Annotated in this window: 12 protein-coding genes; 8 read left to right on the top strand and 4 right to left on the bottom strand. The window is 45.3% G+C overall.

Annotation, left to right across the window (positions count from 1 at the left end; genetic code table 11):
• The first annotated feature begins 18 nt into the window (after positions 1-18).
• From KSZ58_RS11120 to KSZ58_RS11110, 3 genes are all read left to right on the top strand, one after another.
• Positions 19-1,230, top strand: coding sequence for an AI-2E family transporter (locus tag KSZ58_RS11120; protein ID WP_008819144.1), 1,212 nt, complete (start codon positions 19-21; stop codon positions 1,228-1,230).
• A gap of 111 nt (positions 1,231-1,341) precedes the next feature.
• A complete protein-coding gene (locus tag KSZ58_RS11115; RefSeq protein WP_008819143.1) occupies positions 1,342-2,091 on the top strand; it encodes an N-acetylmuramoyl-L-alanine amidase in 750 nt (249 codons plus the stop codon).
• Between the two features lie 79 nt (positions 2,092-2,170).
• Positions 2,171-3,376 (top strand): helix-turn-helix domain-containing protein, encoded by a 1,206-nt coding sequence (locus KSZ58_RS11110; protein WP_009269475.1) that lies wholly within the window; start codon positions 2,171-2,173, stop codon positions 3,374-3,376.
• Positions 3,377-3,501: 125 nt separating this feature from the next.
• Here KSZ58_RS11110 and KSZ58_RS11105 read toward each other — a convergent pair whose 3' ends face one another.
• Entirely contained in the window at positions 3,502-3,921 is a 420-nt protein-coding gene (locus KSZ58_RS11105; RefSeq protein WP_008819141.1) for a hypothetical protein, read from the bottom strand.
• A gap of 140 nt (positions 3,922-4,061) precedes the next feature.
• Here KSZ58_RS11105 and KSZ58_RS11100 point away from each other — a divergent pair, with 140 nt between their 5' ends.
• The gene (locus KSZ58_RS11100; protein WP_254879659.1) at positions 4,062-5,729 is read left to right on the top strand and encodes a putative manganese-dependent inorganic diphosphatase; all 1,668 of its coding nucleotides are present in this window, start codon (positions 4,062-4,064) and stop codon (positions 5,727-5,729) included.
• Between the two features lie 291 nt (positions 5,730-6,020).
• Here the strand turns inward: KSZ58_RS11100 and KSZ58_RS11095 are convergent, their stop codons facing one another.
• Positions 6,021-8,063: a sensor domain-containing diguanylate cyclase gene (locus KSZ58_RS11095; RefSeq protein ID WP_055201089.1), complete on the bottom strand. Its 2,043-nt coding sequence runs from the start codon at positions 8,061-8,063 to the stop codon at positions 6,021-6,023.
• A 346-nt stretch (positions 8,064-8,409) separates the two neighbouring features.
• On the opposite strand from KSZ58_RS11095, the gene KSZ58_RS11090 reads away from it, so the two are divergent.
• The gene (locus KSZ58_RS11090) at positions 8,410-10,992 is read left to right on the top strand and encodes a cation-translocating P-type ATPase (RefSeq protein WP_055201087.1); all 2,583 of its coding nucleotides are present in this window, start codon (positions 8,410-8,412) and stop codon (positions 10,990-10,992) included.
• A 612-nt stretch (positions 10,993-11,604) separates the two neighbouring features.
• Positions 11,605-12,927 (top strand): HAD hydrolase family protein, encoded by a 1,323-nt coding sequence (locus KSZ58_RS11085; protein ID WP_009269471.1) that lies wholly within the window; start codon positions 11,605-11,607, stop codon positions 12,925-12,927.
• A 121-nt stretch (positions 12,928-13,048) separates the two neighbouring features.
• On the opposite strand, the gene KSZ58_RS11080 is transcribed toward KSZ58_RS11085, so the two are convergent.
• Both KSZ58_RS11080 and KSZ58_RS11075 read right to left on the bottom strand, forming a co-directional pair.
• A complete protein-coding gene (locus KSZ58_RS11080; RefSeq protein ID WP_008819135.1) occupies positions 13,049-13,939 on the bottom strand; it encodes a hypothetical protein in 891 nt (296 codons plus the stop codon).
• Position 13,940: 1 nt separating this feature from the next.
• On the bottom strand, positions 13,941-14,156 hold the full coding sequence (locus KSZ58_RS11075; protein ID WP_002608291.1) for a helix-turn-helix transcriptional regulator: 216 nt from the start codon (positions 14,154-14,156) through the stop codon (positions 13,941-13,943).
• A 159-nt stretch (positions 14,157-14,315) separates the two neighbouring features.
• Here KSZ58_RS11075 and KSZ58_RS11070 point away from each other — a divergent pair, with 159 nt between their 5' ends.
• Together KSZ58_RS11070 and KSZ58_RS11065 are read left to right on the top strand one after the other, a co-directional pair.
• Complete coding sequence (locus KSZ58_RS11070) at positions 14,316-15,233, top strand: ABC transporter ATP-binding protein (RefSeq protein ID WP_008819134.1); 918 nt, start codon at positions 14,316-14,318, stop codon at positions 15,231-15,233.
• Positions 15,230-16,450, top strand: coding sequence for an ABC transporter permease (locus KSZ58_RS11065; RefSeq protein ID WP_008819133.1), 1,221 nt, complete (start codon positions 15,230-15,232; stop codon positions 16,448-16,450). Before KSZ58_RS11070 ends, KSZ58_RS11065 begins: the two co-directional genes overlap by 4 nt.
• Positions 16,451-16,461 lie beyond the last annotated feature (11 nt).

The raw sequence follows: 16,461 nt of genomic DNA, 5'->3' as shown, positions 1-16,461 counted from the left end.
AAGAAAGAGGGGATGCACATGAAACTGCCTTTTCGTGATAAAGACGTTATACGATCCATACGACCCTGGATTTACCTGAGTACCTATATTCTTCTGCTTGGATTTCTCCTTGTGCATCTGCAGGACTTGAAAAACGGCTTTGATTTTGTATTATCCGTGTTTAAATCCCTGCTGTATGCCATTGTCTTTGCCTATGTTTTAAATCTGCCAATGAAGCATATTGAGGGCTTTCTGCTTCGCCATACAAAGCAGGATTCCTTTCTCCAAAAGAAAAAACGTGTCATTTCCATGATACTCACGTTTCTGCTTGCTCTGATTTTAATCATTCTTATCGGCAGTATCATCCTGCCTAGCATTATCGATTCTCTCATATCCCTTATGGAAAATCTAACCTCCTTCTTTACGAATATTGTGAAGAATATCGATGAGGTCCTGGCATATTTCCATATTGATTATCGAATCGAGAATATTACACAGGTTGAGCAGTTCATTCAGATGCCATGGGAGAAAATCGTTACCAACGTAATCAATCTGCTGTCCGGCAGTGCCAGCGGGATTTTATCAAGCGCTACCGGCTTTGTTTCCAGCTTTGCTGTCGGCTTTACGGGCTTTATGTTTTCCTTGTATCTGCTTAGCGGGAAAGAAAACTTCATACGCCAGATGCGCAAGGTGACAGCGGCCTTTCTCGGATATGGAAATTCAAAGATTGTTTTCCGCTATGCTGCACGTGTAAACCGGATATTTTCCAGCTTTATCGGCGGGCAGCTGACGGAGGCCTGTATTTTGTGGGTTTTGTATTATATCTTCATGCGGCTGTTTCAATTCCCGTATCCGGAGCTCATCTGTACACTGATTGCCGTTTGTTCCATGGTTCCGGTATTCGGCTCCATGTTTGCGATGAGTGTCGGAGCGATTATGATGCTGTCCAAGGATCCCTTACAGAGTGTATGGTTTATCATATTCTATCAGATACTCAGCTACTTTGAGGATAATGTCATTTATCCCCGTGTGGTTGGCAATTCCGTGGGACTCCCCGGTCTCTGGGTGCTGCTTAGTATTTTTGTTTTCGGGGATCTGTGGGGTGTCTTCGGTATGATTATGGCAGTACCGACTACAGCATGTCTGTATGTTTTCTTTACGGAATATGTGAATCACCGTTTGCGGAAGCAGAGGCTGATTGTAACAGAGGAAACCGTGTATCAGGAGGATGAAGAGGAGCATTCTGCATAAGATAAGGTTTGTGGAATCGGTATGCAAATCATCTCATTTCCGTCACGCAAAAGGTAGGAATTTCCTGATTTATCTGCTATAATTACATCAGTTTGAAAGTCAGGTGACACGGTGGCAAAGCAAAGAAAGAAAAAAAGAGGAATCAATCCGATTCGACTGCTGATCGTGGTTGCGATGGAGTTTCTGGTCATCCTGGGGCTGCTGATCATATGCGTGAAGGTTTTTCCGGACAATCCTATCCTTGCGCCCTTATTCAGTAAAAAGGCAGAGACACCCGTTGTTGTTCTTGATGCCGGACATGGCGGCTATGATGCGGGAAGTACCTTTGAAGAGCTGTATGAAAAGGATGTTACACTTGCCTTTGTAAAGGATATCGGTGCACGTCTGGAGGCAAACGGCTATCCGGTTCTGTATACAAGAAAGAGTGATGATGTATCCTGGCCGGCTAATGAAGTAGAGGATCTCAGTGAACGTGTTCGTATATCCAATGAGAGTGATGCCCGCCTGTTTGTTTCTATACATACCAATGCCGCAGAAGTCATAAATGGCTCCTATGGTTATGAAATTTGGGGGAAAATGAAGGAGCCGAGGGTGGAGGCTCTGTCGGAAAATATTTTAAAGGAGCTGGATTCTCTGGGCTATTCTCAGAATCGGGGTATGAAGGACCAGGATCTGTCTCCGATTCAGGTGCTGCAAAATAATAAGCTGCCCTCCATTCTGATAGAAGCCGGTTTTCTCGCCAGTGAGAACGACCGTCTGTATCTGATCGATGATGCAAAACGGAAGGTTTTTGCGGATAAAATAGCGGATGGCATTATCAAGACATTGGAGGATGAAAAGAAATCAAACAGCAATCCATGAAGCGTGGAGTGATTCCCGCAATCATGGATTGCTGTTTATATGGAATTTCGTCATACTATAGATAGAGGAGGGATGGAGTATGAACAAAGAACAGTTTGCGGAGAAAATCATCAGACTGCGCAAAAAGAAAGGGTATACGCAGGCGCAGCTTGCAGAGCTGTTGAATGTCAGCAATAAGGCGGTATCACGATGGGAGACGGCAGAGGGTTATCCCGACATCACACTGCTGAAGCCGTTGAGTGAGGCGTTGGGAATCAGCTGTGATGAGCTGCTGGGTGATACAAAGGGCTACAGTGATTTATCCCGCTATGATCTGCAGCGCTATCTTCCCTATGGCCTGACCCTGCTTGCACTGCTTCTGTATTATGTGTTTTTAAAGCTTCAGATTTCTCAGCTGCTGTCCTTTGCGGCGTTTCTGGGCATGATGGTATTCAGCAATGTGCTGATGATACAGCATACGGATAAAAGGGCTCTGCCATCACTGACACGCTGGAATCTGCTGCTTGCTTATTTTCCGCTTGTTTCCTTTCTGCAATATCTGTATATCCTGTATCTGTTTCTGCAATTGGGCTTTTCCAATATACTGGAGATTTTGGCAATGCAGACAGAGGAATTCCACCCATACAGCTTTTTTGTGAGCGGTTATGAAACCGGTGTTACCATATATCTACTGATGTATGTGGCAGCCCTGCTTGTGCTTGCGGTAGTGTATGGCTGCTTACGGCATACGTTCATTATGCGCTATGATATCAGCTGGAACGGCTTGCATAAAGGTGTCCATGGAAAAGAACAGGAGGAAAAGAATATCCTGTTTCGAAAATGGTCAGATAAAGGAGAAGCCGTTTTACGCATTGTGATGCCGCTGGCAGCTGGTTTGACACTCCTTGCTTTCGGTATCCTGCTGTTTCAGGAATATCGTTCTCTGATAACACAGTTTCATAATTCTGTTCCACCGGATTTCTCCGGTAATGATTATGCTTTAACAGTTTCCAATGAAGTGCTGGGCGCATGTCGCGGAAAGCTGCTTTTGCTTCTGTGCGGCTCCTGCCTGTTACAGCTGCTTGCGATTATGAAAAGCAAAAGAGTGCTGTATTACATTTCAAATGTCAGTGTGTTGTTCCTATACGGCGTGATTACACTTTTATTCACAACGATTGTGGATCGTTTCTATATAAAGCTTCCATTTGCATTTGCAATACCGGCGGGCATCGGTATGATCATGTGGTATTGCCGTGATATCCTGCAGAAAAAAGGAAAACATGGGACAGGGAATAAAAAAACATAGAAAAACATAATATCCAGCGGCTACTCACTTGCGGTGGCTTGGAAATAAAAGAAATTAAAACGATCAATCTCACTGTTTTCAGTTGTCATTGATCGTTTTACGTTTGTACAGTCTATTGATACTGATTAAGAATCCGAGTCACCTTGATCTGTTCTTCTCTCCTTGATGAGGAAAGAAATCTGATAGCCTTCTCCAATCAGAAGCAGCCCATAGATGATTGTGAGAAATAGCTGCTCATTTTGAAAAACACTGTAGGCAATCGGACTGAGGAACGCAAATACATCTGGCAGCCAGATCAAAAGGGTATAGACAATAACTGCAATTGTATTCAAAAGCAATACGATTCCGTCATATTTCTCCATAATATTGCGTATATAAAAGAATAAAAATAGCGTACAGATGACAGCTGTCAGCGTAAGCATATCCGTATACGTATCATACTGCATGAGGGATGCAGCCTGTATTCTCCAGCGTTCCTCCAGTATGCATACCGCAAGTATCAAATAAGGAAACAGAAACAGAATTGCTCGTTTAAGGGTAGACATAATATCGCCTCTTTCTGATTGTTTTATACAGTATAACATACTTTTCTCTTATATGGTATACGGAAGAAATTCATTAAAAGCTATCACAGTGCAGCAAAAGATAGCGCTACCACTGGAAAAAAGGGGCTAAATAAGGTACAATGAACATAAGAAAACAGGGGAGTGAAGCCGTAATGAAAGACGTTGTTCATATTATCGGGCACAAGAATCCGGATACGGATTCCATTGTATCGGCAATTGCATATGCACAGCTGAAGCAGAAGCTGGGAATCAATGCCATTGCCTGCCGTTTGGGAGAATTGAACCCGGAAACGGATTTTGTTTTGAAAAAGTTTCAGGTGCCGGAGCCGGTGTATATTCAAAATGCAAGAGTGAAGCTGTATGATGTGCCGTTTGATGAGCCGCTGCTGCTGAAAAAGGATGATACGATAAAGGAGGCGTGGGACCGCATGGGGATGCGTTCCACCAGTGCATTGTTCGTTGTGGATGAAGCACAGAAGCTGATTGGTGTTGTTTCTCTGTCGGATATGACAAATATTTTGATGAGTGACAAGGGGGAAAAGCCGATTTCCCTTATGAAGAACACCTCCTGCGAGAATATCCGCAAGGTTTTGCAGGGCGAGTTTCTGTATGAATGCGATGCATATCGGACGAATGGAAGAATCCATATACTATGCAGCCGCAATGCGGAATACAGCGATATCAGCTATCGGGATAGCATCGTCGTTGTAAATGATGATTTGAAGCTGCAAAAGCGCGCGTTGAGTGATGGGGCCGGCTGTATGATCCTGGTGGATGTGGATATCATTTCCCAGGGAATTATACGCATGGCGAAGGAAGCAAACTGTACGATTATCAAAACACCGCTGAATATGTTTCAGGTAGCCCGCAGCATGTATCGCTCACCAAGTGTGAAGCTGATTATGAAGCGTAAAATCATCAGCTTTAACAACCATGCCTATATTGATGATGTATACAAACAGATGTCGAAATCCAGATTTCGTTCCTATCCGGTTGTTAACAATCAGGGCGTGGTGCTGGGCTCGATTTCCCGCTATCACCTGTTGAATTATCAGAAGAAAAAATTCATCCTGGTCGATCATAACGAGCTTTCTCAAAGTATTGATGATTTGAAGGAGGCGGAGATTCTGGAGGTTGTGGATCATCATCGCATCGGTGATGTGGAAACGACAACACCGATTCGTTTCCGTAATGAAATCATTGGCAGTACAGTTTCCATTATTGCCCGTATGTACAAGGAAGCGGGTCTTGTTCCAGAGGTTAAAACAGCAGCGATTATGTGCTGTGCCATTATCAGTGATACAATGAATTTCAATTCACCGACAACGACACCGATCGATAAGGAGCTGGCAAGGGAGCTGGCTGCGATTGCCGGAATTGAGTTGGATGCCATGGCAAAGGAAATGTTCGGAGCTGTAGCGACGATTAAAGGCAGAACCATGTCTGAAATCCTGTACAATGATTTCAAGGAATATAATATTGATGGAAAGCGGATTGCCATCGGTCAGATCAATATTGCGGATGAGCAGGAAATCGTGAATGTACAGGATGAAATCCGTGCCTATATGGAAAAAATAAATGAAATCAATAAATTTGATCTGCTTATGATGTGCTTTACGGCCGCTGATGGCAGTGGAAGCAATCTGGTGTTCATCGGTACTCTGAGCTATCTTGTGGATGAGGCATTCAAGGAGGATATCATGGATGAGCTGTATTTTGTGGATGGCGTCATTTCACGAAAGAAGCAGATAATTCCAACGCTGTCCAAATGTCTGGAAAGCATGTAGGAATGCGGGAGGGCGTCCTTTTGGGAAAGGAACTCTCCTTTTTCTTCATAAGGGCTGCAGCGTTTACGATTTATACGAGAGCCGTGCAGCTTTGTGCAGTACGCGGATAGCTTGGGGACTTGCACGCAGGATAGCACAGAAAGACAGCGATACAAGGGAATACAAAAAAATTCCCAGTCCTCAAAAAGAAACAGACGCTTCTGATTCCAAACAGAAAGCAGTCGTCTTTTCTGTGCAAAAAAACAAATAGAGCTTGTGCGAACCTAGGGTTGATTGCTCTATTTGCTTTCATTACATCTGGACGCAGTTTTTACCGTTTCGTTTTGCAATATACAGTCGCTGGTCCGCCTCATTAAACAGCTCCTTCAAAGTGGCATGAACCTGGTTCTGATAGCAGCAGCCGATGCTGATGGTAAAGTGAATGGTGCCGGTATCTGCCGGTATTGTGCAGGCTTCACACGCATAGCGGATTTCCTCAGCCAGCTCATACAGCGTATGCTTGCTTAAAGAATCGATCAGAAGAATAAACTCCTCTCCCCCGAAGCGTGCTATGATACCATGGCGCTGCATCTGTTTCATTAGTGCGGTTACCTGTTTGATAACAGCATCCCCCTGCATATGTCCGAAGGTGTCATTGATCTGTTTGAAATCATCGATATCCATCATCAGCACACCGATGGAATGGCCGGATTTCTTTGCATTTTCCAGCATATCCTCACCTAATTGCATCAAGGCACTGCGATTATAGATGCCGGTGAGATAATCGTAGCTGGATTTTTCCAGTGCATCCTCAAACTGACGGACATTATGCAGCGCAATGGCAATGTAATCTGCGAACACCTGTAATAAGCGTTGGTCTGTGCGGCTGAAATTCTCTATCTGATCTGATTTCATGCAGAACAGTGCAAGCATATCCCCCTGATAGGTGATAGGCTGTAAAAGCATGGAACGGGTATGTGCCTCATACAGGGAACCGAGACTAACGGCTGTCTCTTCGTCTGCGGAAAGGTTTAACAGCTTACGCGAAGTATATTCACGTGTGCAGGCTTCGAGAATGGGGTGTTCGGACAGCGGATAACAAATGTTGGAAAAAGAGCGGAACCGCTTCTGAGGCTCTTCATACAGCAGAATATCCCAATCATCAAAGGAGAAGATACGGGCGGCATGCTGTTCGATGACCTCAATGAGCTGCTTCCTGTTTAAACAGGAGGTTACCGTCTTTCCGAATTCAGTCATATCCAGCAATCGATCATACAGCACCTCATAGGAAAGCATACGGTTCTTTTCCCAGACATCTTCAATTTCCTGCCGGTACATATCATCAATAAATGCGGTATAGGTAATCATCAGCTCATGCGCTTTCTTTTGATACGCATAAGCTTTATCATATTCCTTCAGTCCTTCAAAAACGAGCGCGGTTTCTTCCAGTATCTGCCGCTTATAGCCGAGTACCTCATCCTTGTGACTGAGCAGATGCAGATAAGTTTCCTTTGCCTTCTGATAATCCTTTTGATACAGGTGATAGCGGGCCAAGGACAGGTGGACCTCATTGTTATCCAGATGGTCATTTTTTGAAAAATCATAGGTTTGAATCAGGTGTTCATACCACTGTCTGGCTTCTTCACGGCGATCATCGAGTAGGGCTGCTTCCATAAACTGCTTGTTATAGATGTCGGAATCATAATATTCACTTTTTTTCAGCTCCGGCATATAGGTTTGCAGCAGCTTGCGCATCTTATCGGTTTCTCTTGCACTTAAATATAGATTGGAGAGCAGATAAATGGTTACAATGAAATTACTGCTTCCGATGAAATCGCGCTTTTCGAGTGTTTCCTCTACCTGCTGAATGGCTTTTTTATAAAGGCCGAATTCGCGCAGAATGATAGCACCGTTATTCAGAAAGGCTGCATAATAAGACATGCGGCCGCCTTTTTCCGCCATGGGCATCGCGGCAGCGATTTCCCGATAGGCGGCTCCGTAATCCTCCTTCAGAATATTGGCAAGAACAGCATTGTTGGCCACGGTAAGGATACCGTCGCGCTCCTTGTAATCCGGCATTTTCATAAACAGCTCTCTGGCTTTCTCATTATAGGAAATCGCCAGGTCGATATCCTTGGAGTAGGTTGCATAAAACAGCATGGCATAGCCCAGAGGAACGGCATATGCATACTTCTGCTCCTTTGCAATATCCAGAAAGCGAAACAGGATAGGGTCCAGCTCTGTTCCCAGTCCCAGCTGCTCCAGCACCAGCTTTTTGAAATTTTCACAGATGCTTTCATCCTGCTTCAGGCGTTGTAAATAATCATCAAATGCTCTTTGGATTTCCTCTTTCATGCGATCACCCTCATATTATTTTGAAATGTTATATATATAATACAACATTCCTATTCCTTCGCATATGATTTTTTAAAAGAATTGTAAACATTCTGTAAATTCCTTTGACAAGGTTTACAGAAGTGCCACTTCCATGGTAAACTTATAGGCAATAAGGGAGTAGTCAGCACAGAGCTTCTGTGTGAAGCCGGTCAACAAACCCGAAGAGTGTATCTCTTCTGGCCTGCATTCAGCGATTGACGAGACTTATAGAAATTTTCTATAGTCTCGTTTTTATTTTGAAAAAATGTCAAGACTATAGAAAAGAATCATAAACAGGAAAGTAGAGGTCTTGAGATTGAAACAGATGTATGAGAAAGACGTCGCCCAGGTAATGGAAGAGCTGGGGGCAGTAGAAACAGGTCTGCGCTGCGAGGAAGTCGCAGAGCGTCAAAACACCTATGGAAGAAATGAGCTGGAGGAAGTAAAGCCGGTGCATCCGTTTATCGTCTTCCTTTCTCAGTTTAAGGACCTGCTGGTTATCATTCTGATTGCCGCAGCTATCATTTCCATGGTAAGCGGAGAATTGGAGAGCACGATCGTTATTCTGGCGGTTATCACCATGAATGCTATTCTGGGGACCGTGCAGAGCATCAAGGCACAGAAATCACTGGATGCCTTAAAGCAGCTGTCCACACCGCATAGCCGCGTCCTGCGTGACGGCACGCTGATGGAGGTGTCCAGTCAGGAATTGACAGTGGGAGATATCCTGTTTCTGGAAGCCGGAGATGTTGTAGGCGCAGATGGACGGATCATTGAAAATCATTCCCTGCAGGTCAATGAAAGTGCACTGACCGGTGAGGTTGAGAGTGTGCATAAGGCCGTTGATACCATAACGGGGGAATGCGGTCTTGGAGATCAGAAAAACATGGTGTTCTCCAGCGGGCTGGTAACCTATGGACGTGCCCGCGTCGTTGTTACAGCGGTAGGAATGAAGTCGGAAATCGGTAAGATTGCGACACTGATGAATACAGCACAGGATCGTAAGACACCGCTGCAGAAGACACTGGATGATTTCAGTAAAAAGCTGAGTATTGCGATTATCGCCATCTGCATTCTTGTATTCGTCTTAAATGTATGGCAGGGGAATGCAGTTATGGATGCACTGATGTTTGCCGTTGCACTGGCTGTTGCCGCAATTCCGGAAGCACTGGCAAGCATAGTGACGATCGTGCTTGCCATGGGGACAAGCCAGATGGCAAAAGAGAATGCGATCATCAAGAACATCAATTCCGTGGAAAGTCTGGGCTGTGTGTCTGTTATCTGTTCCGATAAGACAGGAACCCTAACCCAGAATAAAATGACAGCACAGCAGGTATATCGAAATCATGAGCTGCTGCACGCAAACAATTTAAAGGAATCCTCACCGCTGGATCGTCTGCTGCTGCTTGGCTTTGCGCTGTGCTGTGATGCCACGACTAATGAACATCAGCGAATCGGAGACCCTACGGAGCTTGCTTTGGTAGATTTGCTGGAGCTGTATCGTATCGATGAACTGAAAACCAGAGAGAAATATCCGCGTATCGATGAGAATCCGTTTGATTCCGAACGGAAGCTGATGTCCACCCTTCATGTAATCGATGGGGAAAACAGATTGCTGCTGAAGGGGGCCTGTGATGAAATTCTGAAAAAAGCAACATATATACAGACGGAACAGGGCATCCGTGATATCACGGAGGACGATCGTGAACGTATCCTGAAAATGAATCATACCTTTGCGGATAACGGTCTTCGTGTACTGGGCTTTGCGACACGGCTTGTCGAAAAGGACCATATCGAGGTGGAGGATGAGAATCAGCTTATTTTCCTGGGACTGATTTCTTTAATGGATCCTCCGCGTGAGGAAAGCAGGGCCGCTGTTGAAAACTGTCAGCGTGCCGGTATCATTCCGGTAATGATTACCGGGGATCACAAGGTGACAGCACGCAGTATTGCCAAGGCACTTGGAATCTATAAGAACGGGGATCAGTGTGTGGATGGTACGGAGCTGAATGCCATGAGTGAAGAAGAACTGATGAATCGTCTGGAGCACATCCGTGTCTATGCCCGTGTTGCTCCGGAGCATAAGATTCGCATCGTCAACGCATGGCAGAAAAAAGGAAAGATTGCGGCAATGACCGGAGATGGTGTCAATGATGCTCCAGCCTTAAAGCAGGCGGATATCGGTATTGCAATGGGAATCACCGGTACCGAGGTCAGCAAGGATGCAGCCAGCATGATTCTGACGGATGATAACTTTGCGACTATCGTCAAGGCTGTTGCGACGGGAAGAAATATTTATGCCAATATCAAGAATGCGATCATCTATCTGCTGTCCGGTAACCTGTCCGGCATTATCTGTGTACTGGCAGCCTCCCTGTTATCTCTGCAGGTACCGTTTTTGCCGGTGCATCTGCTGTTTATCAATCTGGTGACAGACTCCCTTCCTGCTATCGCCATTGGAATGGAGCGCAGCACCAAGGATATACTGAAAGAGAAGCCTCGCAATCCATCCGTTGGTATTCTGACGCCGGCAACGATGAAGCAGCTGGGAATCCAGGGAATACTGATTGCCGTTGTGACAATGAGCGCGTATTTTCTGGGTCTGAAGGAAAGCTGGGCAATCGCAACGACCATGGCCTTCTCAACCCTGTGCCTGTCCAGATTGTTCCATGGCTTTAACTGTCGTTCTCAGCGTTCTCTGTATCGCATCGGTCTGTTTACAAATAAATATTCCATTCTGGCCTTTGTGATCGGATTCTGCTTTCTGAATGCAATTCTGCTGTGGCAGCCGCTGCATTCCTTATTCTCGGTAACGACGATAACCATGACACAGCTGTTTACAATTTATGGACTTGCCCTGATACCAACAGCGCTTATTCAGCTTGGCAGAATGCTGAGACACCGCTAATGATAGATATGCAACCAAGCTCTAAGGCAGTGACCGTCCGGTCACTGTCTTTTCACTAGACCTGCTTCATAGCACAGAATGAAAAGGAGCGCAGCTGTTTACACAATTTATAAAAACATGAGATTCCCGACTTTAAACATGTAGTATTCCTGATTCAGTTACGTGCAGCACATAGGCAATGCCGTCGTACAAAAGAAAAGGAATCCTTTGAGGGAGCCGGACATAGAAGCTATGCTGATAACGATCTCTGGGAACATGTCAGGTTCGGATACCCTAGGAAATATCTGGAGAAACTGATGGGAAGCCGGCATTTTATCTTTGCCAAATTCAGACATGGCTGTCTGGAAAGCGTGAATGTGAGAAAAGCCGTTGTATTCTTCGTACTTTTGAGCATTGAGCCCGCCTATGCATAGCAGGATACTGGTATGTATGAAACGCTAGAGGGGAATGCCAGTATAGGGCTACTTACGTTCCATATAACATGTCATATGGACTGCTTTATCATCGGTAAAAGAAGAACAGCTTGACAACATGTTTTCTGTTCCCTTTGCCGTCTGCTATTTACATTTGTAAAAACGGCGCTATAATTATAACCATTGGAGGAATGGTATTATGCCTAGAATTGGTAAACGAATCCTGAAATCTTCACTGGCAGTATTTTTATGCTTTCTTATTTATCTGCTGCGAAATGAGGAGGGGATAGTATTTTATTCCTGTATTGCGGCTGTGTTATGCATGCAGCAGGATACATCCAATACACAGCGTGTTGCGGCCAACCGTGTTGTCGGTACTTTGGTCGGCGGATTCTGCGGAATGCTTGTGCTGCTGTTTGAAAAGCATATCCTGCCGGGGAATACGCAGCTTATGCAATATGCTCTCATATCCTTTATGATCATTCCGGTGATTTATATTACCGTGCTGCTGAAGAAAACCTCAGCCTCGTATATTTCCTGCGTGGTGTTCATGAGTGTTACCGTATCGCACGGTGCCGATGTGAATCCCTATCTGTTCGCGATCAATCGTATGATTGATACTCTGATTGGTATTGCGGTTGCCTATGGTATCAACTGCATCCACCTTCCTGTACATTTGCAGAAGGAGACGCTGTATGTATCCACACTGGATCACACGCTGCTGCAGGAAAATGAACAGCTTTCTCCCTATACAAAGGTGAAGCTGCGTCAGCTGCTGGAGCAGGGGGCTGCCATCACTCTGGCGACGTCCCGTACACCGGCAACGCTGCTGCCCATACTGGAAGGCATTCCCTTGACACTTCCGGTTGTCGTCATGAATGGAGCTGCTCTATATGATTGCCGTACGCAGACCTATTCGCACAGTCGCTGCATGAAAAAGGAACAGGTGGCGCAGCTGCTGCAGCTGTTGGACGAGGAGGGAATGAATTGCTTTCAGCATGTCATCCTGCACCATATTCTGCATGTGTATTACAGTGATTTCCGCAATTCTCTGGAGGAGGAATATTATCATGAAATGCGCAGGCTGCCGTATAAGAGCTATGTGTACGAGCAAAAAGCACAGGCACATGCCTGTGTGTGTATAACGATTATGGATACCATACCACACATACAGCAGCTGTATACGCGGATGCAGCAACAAAGCTATGCGGCTGATTTACAAATCCATATCCGGTTCAGTGAAGAGCATCAGGGATATAAGGTATTGGATATATACAGTGTGGATGCTACAAAGCAGGCTGCCGTCCACATTATACAAAGAGAGAGCGGTTTTGAGCGTCTCTGCGTGTTTGCCTCTCATCAACGGGATGCGGCACTGATCAGCAGTGCAGATGAGGCTTATACCGTATCTGAGGGGGATGCGGATATGCAGGAGCTCTGCTGTGTGCTGGGAAGCAGGGAAAGGGACAGTGTGATACGTGAGATAGAACGAAGCTATCACGGCCATCGAAAAAGAAAATAAAAAGCAGAAACGACAATGCCTTCCCTTCCGTATCCATAACAGGAAATGGGGAAGCACTGTAAGCTTTCTGTTTTTCTTTATACAGGAAAGGCTATCGACGAAGACTGAAAGAGAGGACTTTTCAGAGGTTGTTTTCAAGCTCTACACAGAAGCGGTATGCATTTTCCGGAAACAGCAGAATATCGCGTCCGTCGTAACAGTGAATGCAAACCTTATCCTTCGCATATCCCACATTGAAGGTATCCTGCTGCTTGACGCTTTCGATCTCATCATAGCGCAGAAATCCGCCCCTTCCATTCCACAGCGATTTATGATAAATCAATCCGCTTTCATTCAGGATATATTCATTGTGCGGCGTATAAAATCCATAATAGCAGATCATAAAGAGGATCAGCAGCGTCCCTGCGACGATACCGATTTGAAACAACGCGTCAAAGGATATCGGCAGTATGGATATGAAAATAATGGTAATGATGATAAAATTCACAATCTGCTTACGGGAGCGAAAGTGAATTTCCCCCTGATATATCTCCTGTTCCATGGCCTGCCTGCCCCTTTGGTAAACTCTGTTCGCCCCCAGATAAAATATAATGAAATACAAGGGCCATAAAAATGTCGTAATACGGAAAAAGAGTACATCCGCATCTAACAGCAGCCCGCATACGTGCAGGGCATTCATAAGCAGTGATGGAGTGAATCCGAGTGCCGGAATGACAAGAATTTCAAAATTGACATCAATGCCGATAACCTGCTGATAACAGGAGCGAAGCAGATAATAATAGGTGACGGCTCCAAGCAGACTCATTGCGAGGCTCATATAATTAAAGGTGCTTTCCTTCTGATACATTTCCTTATAGCCGTAAACGATCATGAATACCATAAACGCGAGGATTACGGATTTTGCAAGCTCCATATACAAGTCCTTCAGGGTATCCATCTGGCGTTCATCCAGCGGTGCCTTACCCTTGGTTTTCGCATATCGGATAATGTCGCGAAGCAGTGAAGTCTTCATCCTACAATTCCTCCTTGTCATAGTCGTCTTCCCAGAACAGATCATCCAGATGCTTATGCAGGGCAATGCAGATTTTAATGCACAGCTTGATGGTTGGATTGTAGCGTCCTGCTTCAATCAGTCCGATGGTCTGCCGTGTTGCGCCTACCTTGCCGGCAAGCTCCTCCTGGGACATATTCAGCTCCATGCGCGCCATTTTGATTTTTAGATTTTTCATAGCTGCACTCACCTGTTCCTTCTTCTACGTATATTATTATAGGAAAATCAAGCTGGAAAAGCAAGGAAATATGAAAAATATATCTTACAAATGCAAAATATATATTGCATTGAATGGTGATCTGTACTATAATGCAAATAGATTAAGGAGGGAAACAGTATGGAACTGCAAGTGCATGATCTGCATAAGAGCTTTGACGGAAGAGAAGTCCTGCATGGAATTTCCTTTTCCATATCAAGCGGCAAGGCATTGGGACTGCTGGGACGTAACGGTGCCGGTAAGTCTACGACGATTCGCATTCTAATGGATGTGTTCAAGGCAGATCAGGGAAATATGAGTATGAATGGCAAGACCTTTCATGCAAAGGATTACAATATCGGGTATCTGCCGGAGGAGCGCGGTCTCTATCCGAAGAAAAAGGTTTCCGAGCAGCTGATTTATCTGGCAACGCTGCGCGGCTTGTCTCACGGTGAGGCAAAGGCCAATCTGAAGAAGTGGCTGAAGCGGCTGGGAATCGAGGAATATGAAAACCGTGTTCTGGATACCTTAAGCAAAGGAAATCAGCAGAAGGTACAGCTGGCACAGACACTCATGTGCGATCCGGATATCGTCATTCTGGATGAGCCGTTTTCCGGACTGGATCCGGTCAATTCCCAGACGCTGAAGGAAGTCGTTCAGGAACAGATTCAGGATGGAAAGCTTGTGATTTTCTCCTCCCATCAAATGAATTATGTGGAGGAATTCTGTGAGGATATCGTTATCCTGCATCATGGAGATGTGGTGCTGCAGGGAAATCTGAAGCAGATCAAAAAGGAATACGGAAAGAACCGTATCGTAATTCGTGCATTATATCCAAAAAAGCAGGAGTTTCGTGAGCTGCTGGAAACACAGTGTCAGGAGCTGCTGCATATTTATGAGGAAAAGGACGGCGGCTTTATTATCGAGCTGCAGCCGAACGTCAATAAACGTGACGTGCTTACAAGAATGCTGGAGCTGGAGGTTGACCTTGAGGCATTCCAGCTGTATGAGGCGTCCTTAACTGATATTTTTGTATCAAAGGCAGGTGATGAGGAATGAGAGATTTCTTACTGGTTCTGAAATTTGAATTACAGACAATGGTACGCAAGAAGTCATTTCTGATTTCGACGGTGCTGGTAGCGGCTGCGGCTTTTGTCCTGTTGTCCATTCCACGTGTTTTCTCGGATGATAAGGGAACGGATGATACGGCATCAGAAAAGGATAAAACGATGCTGATTTATGATGGAAGCGGTATTTTGAAAAACCGTGAGCTGGCGGAAAAGAATTTCCCTGAATTTCAGATTTCCTATGCCAATTCCTTGTCCGAGGTAGAGGAAAAAGTGAAGAAAAGTGAGGCAGATGCCGGCTTTGAGGTGAAAACGCCGACCAGCTTCCAATATTATGTGAATAATTCCTCCCTGAATGATGCGAATTCCTCACGCTTTAAAACACTGCTTCAGCAGCAGTATCAGGCAAGTGAGCTGGCAAAGCTGAAGTATGATGCAGGTAAGGTTCAGGCGATTTATCAAACAGAGGTCATTTCGGATACGACGGTATTGGGAACGGACGGTATGAACAATTATTTCTATACCTATGTGCTGATTCTGGTGCTGTACATGATGATTCTGATTTACGGCAATCAGATCGGTGTCGGTGTGGCCAGTGAAAAAAGCAACCGTGCAATTGAAATACTGACAACGAGCTGTTCACCGAATGCTTTGATTTTCGGTAAGGTTATTGCGGGGGCGATTGCCGGTGTCGTACAGACAGCCATTATGCTTGGCTCCTTCCTGATTGCCTATCAGCTGAATGCGGATGTATGGGATCATATGCTGGATAAATTCCTGGATATCCCTGGTCTGGTGCTGGTTACCTTTGCCCTGTTTGGTATTCTGGGCTATCTGCTGTTCAGCTTCCTGTTTGGCGCAATCGGAGCTTTGTGCTCCAAGGTGGAAGAGGTCAACGGTGCCACTATGCCGATTCAGCTTCTGATAATCGCAGTCTTCATCATCAGCTTTATCACGCTGCAGAATCCGGATACGCTGCTTGCCAAAATCATGTGCTATGTGCCGTTCTCTTCCTGGATGTGCATGTTTATCAATGTGGCGATGGGAAGTGTATCCACAATGGAAATCGTGATATCTCTGGCTCTGCTAGCGGCTACTACGGTCGCAATGGGACTGCTTGGTGCCAGACTGTATCGCAGAGGTACGCTGTCCTACGGTAATTCCGTGAAGCTTAAAAATATCATGAAAATGGTAAAGCAAAAAGATTAGAGGCGTTGTCA

Origin of the sequence: Erysipelatoclostridium sp. DFI.2.3 (assembly GCF_019132535.1) — a bacterium.
Classification (GTDB): domain Bacteria; phylum Bacillota_I; class Bacilli_A; order Erysipelotrichales; family Erysipelotrichaceae; genus Clostridium_AQ; species Clostridium_AQ innocuum.
Note: the sequence above shows the minus strand (reverse complement) of the source record. Positions and strands in the feature narration are given on the sequence as shown.

Excerpts from the sequence above, each read along its gene's own strand:
- KSZ58_RS11120 (WP_008819144.1), top strand. The coding sequence starts at position 19 with ATGAAACTGCCTTTTCGTGATAAAGACGTTATACGATCCATACGACCC.
- KSZ58_RS11110 (WP_009269475.1), top strand. The coding sequence starts at position 2,171 with ATGAACAAAGAACAGTTTGCGGAGAAAATCATCAGACTGCGCAAAAAG.
- KSZ58_RS11105 (WP_008819141.1), bottom strand. The coding sequence starts at position 3,921 with ATGTCTACCCTTAAACGAGCAATTCTGTTTCTGTTTCCTTATTTGATA.
- KSZ58_RS11100 (WP_254879659.1), top strand. The coding sequence starts at position 4,062 with ATGAACATAAGAAAACAGGGGAGTGAAGCCGTAATGAAAGACGTTGTT.
- KSZ58_RS11095 (WP_055201089.1), bottom strand. The coding sequence starts at position 8,063 with ATGAAAGAGGAAATCCAAAGAGCATTTGATGATTATTTACAACGCCTG.
- KSZ58_RS11090 (WP_055201087.1), top strand. The coding sequence starts at position 8,410 with ATGTATGAGAAAGACGTCGCCCAGGTAATGGAAGAGCTGGGGGCAGTA.
- KSZ58_RS11085 (WP_009269471.1), top strand. The coding sequence starts at position 11,605 with ATGCCTAGAATTGGTAAACGAATCCTGAAATCTTCACTGGCAGTATTT.
- KSZ58_RS11080 (WP_008819135.1), bottom strand. The coding sequence starts at position 13,939 with ATGAAGACTTCACTGCTTCGCGACATTATCCGATATGCGAAAACCAAG.
- KSZ58_RS11075 (WP_002608291.1), bottom strand. The coding sequence starts at position 14,156 with ATGAAAAATCTAAAAATCAAAATGGCGCGCATGGAGCTGAATATGTCC.
- KSZ58_RS11070 (WP_008819134.1), top strand. The coding sequence starts at position 14,316 with ATGGAACTGCAAGTGCATGATCTGCATAAGAGCTTTGACGGAAGAGAA.
- KSZ58_RS11065 (WP_008819133.1), top strand. The coding sequence starts at position 15,230 with ATGAGAGATTTCTTACTGGTTCTGAAATTTGAATTACAGACAATGGTA.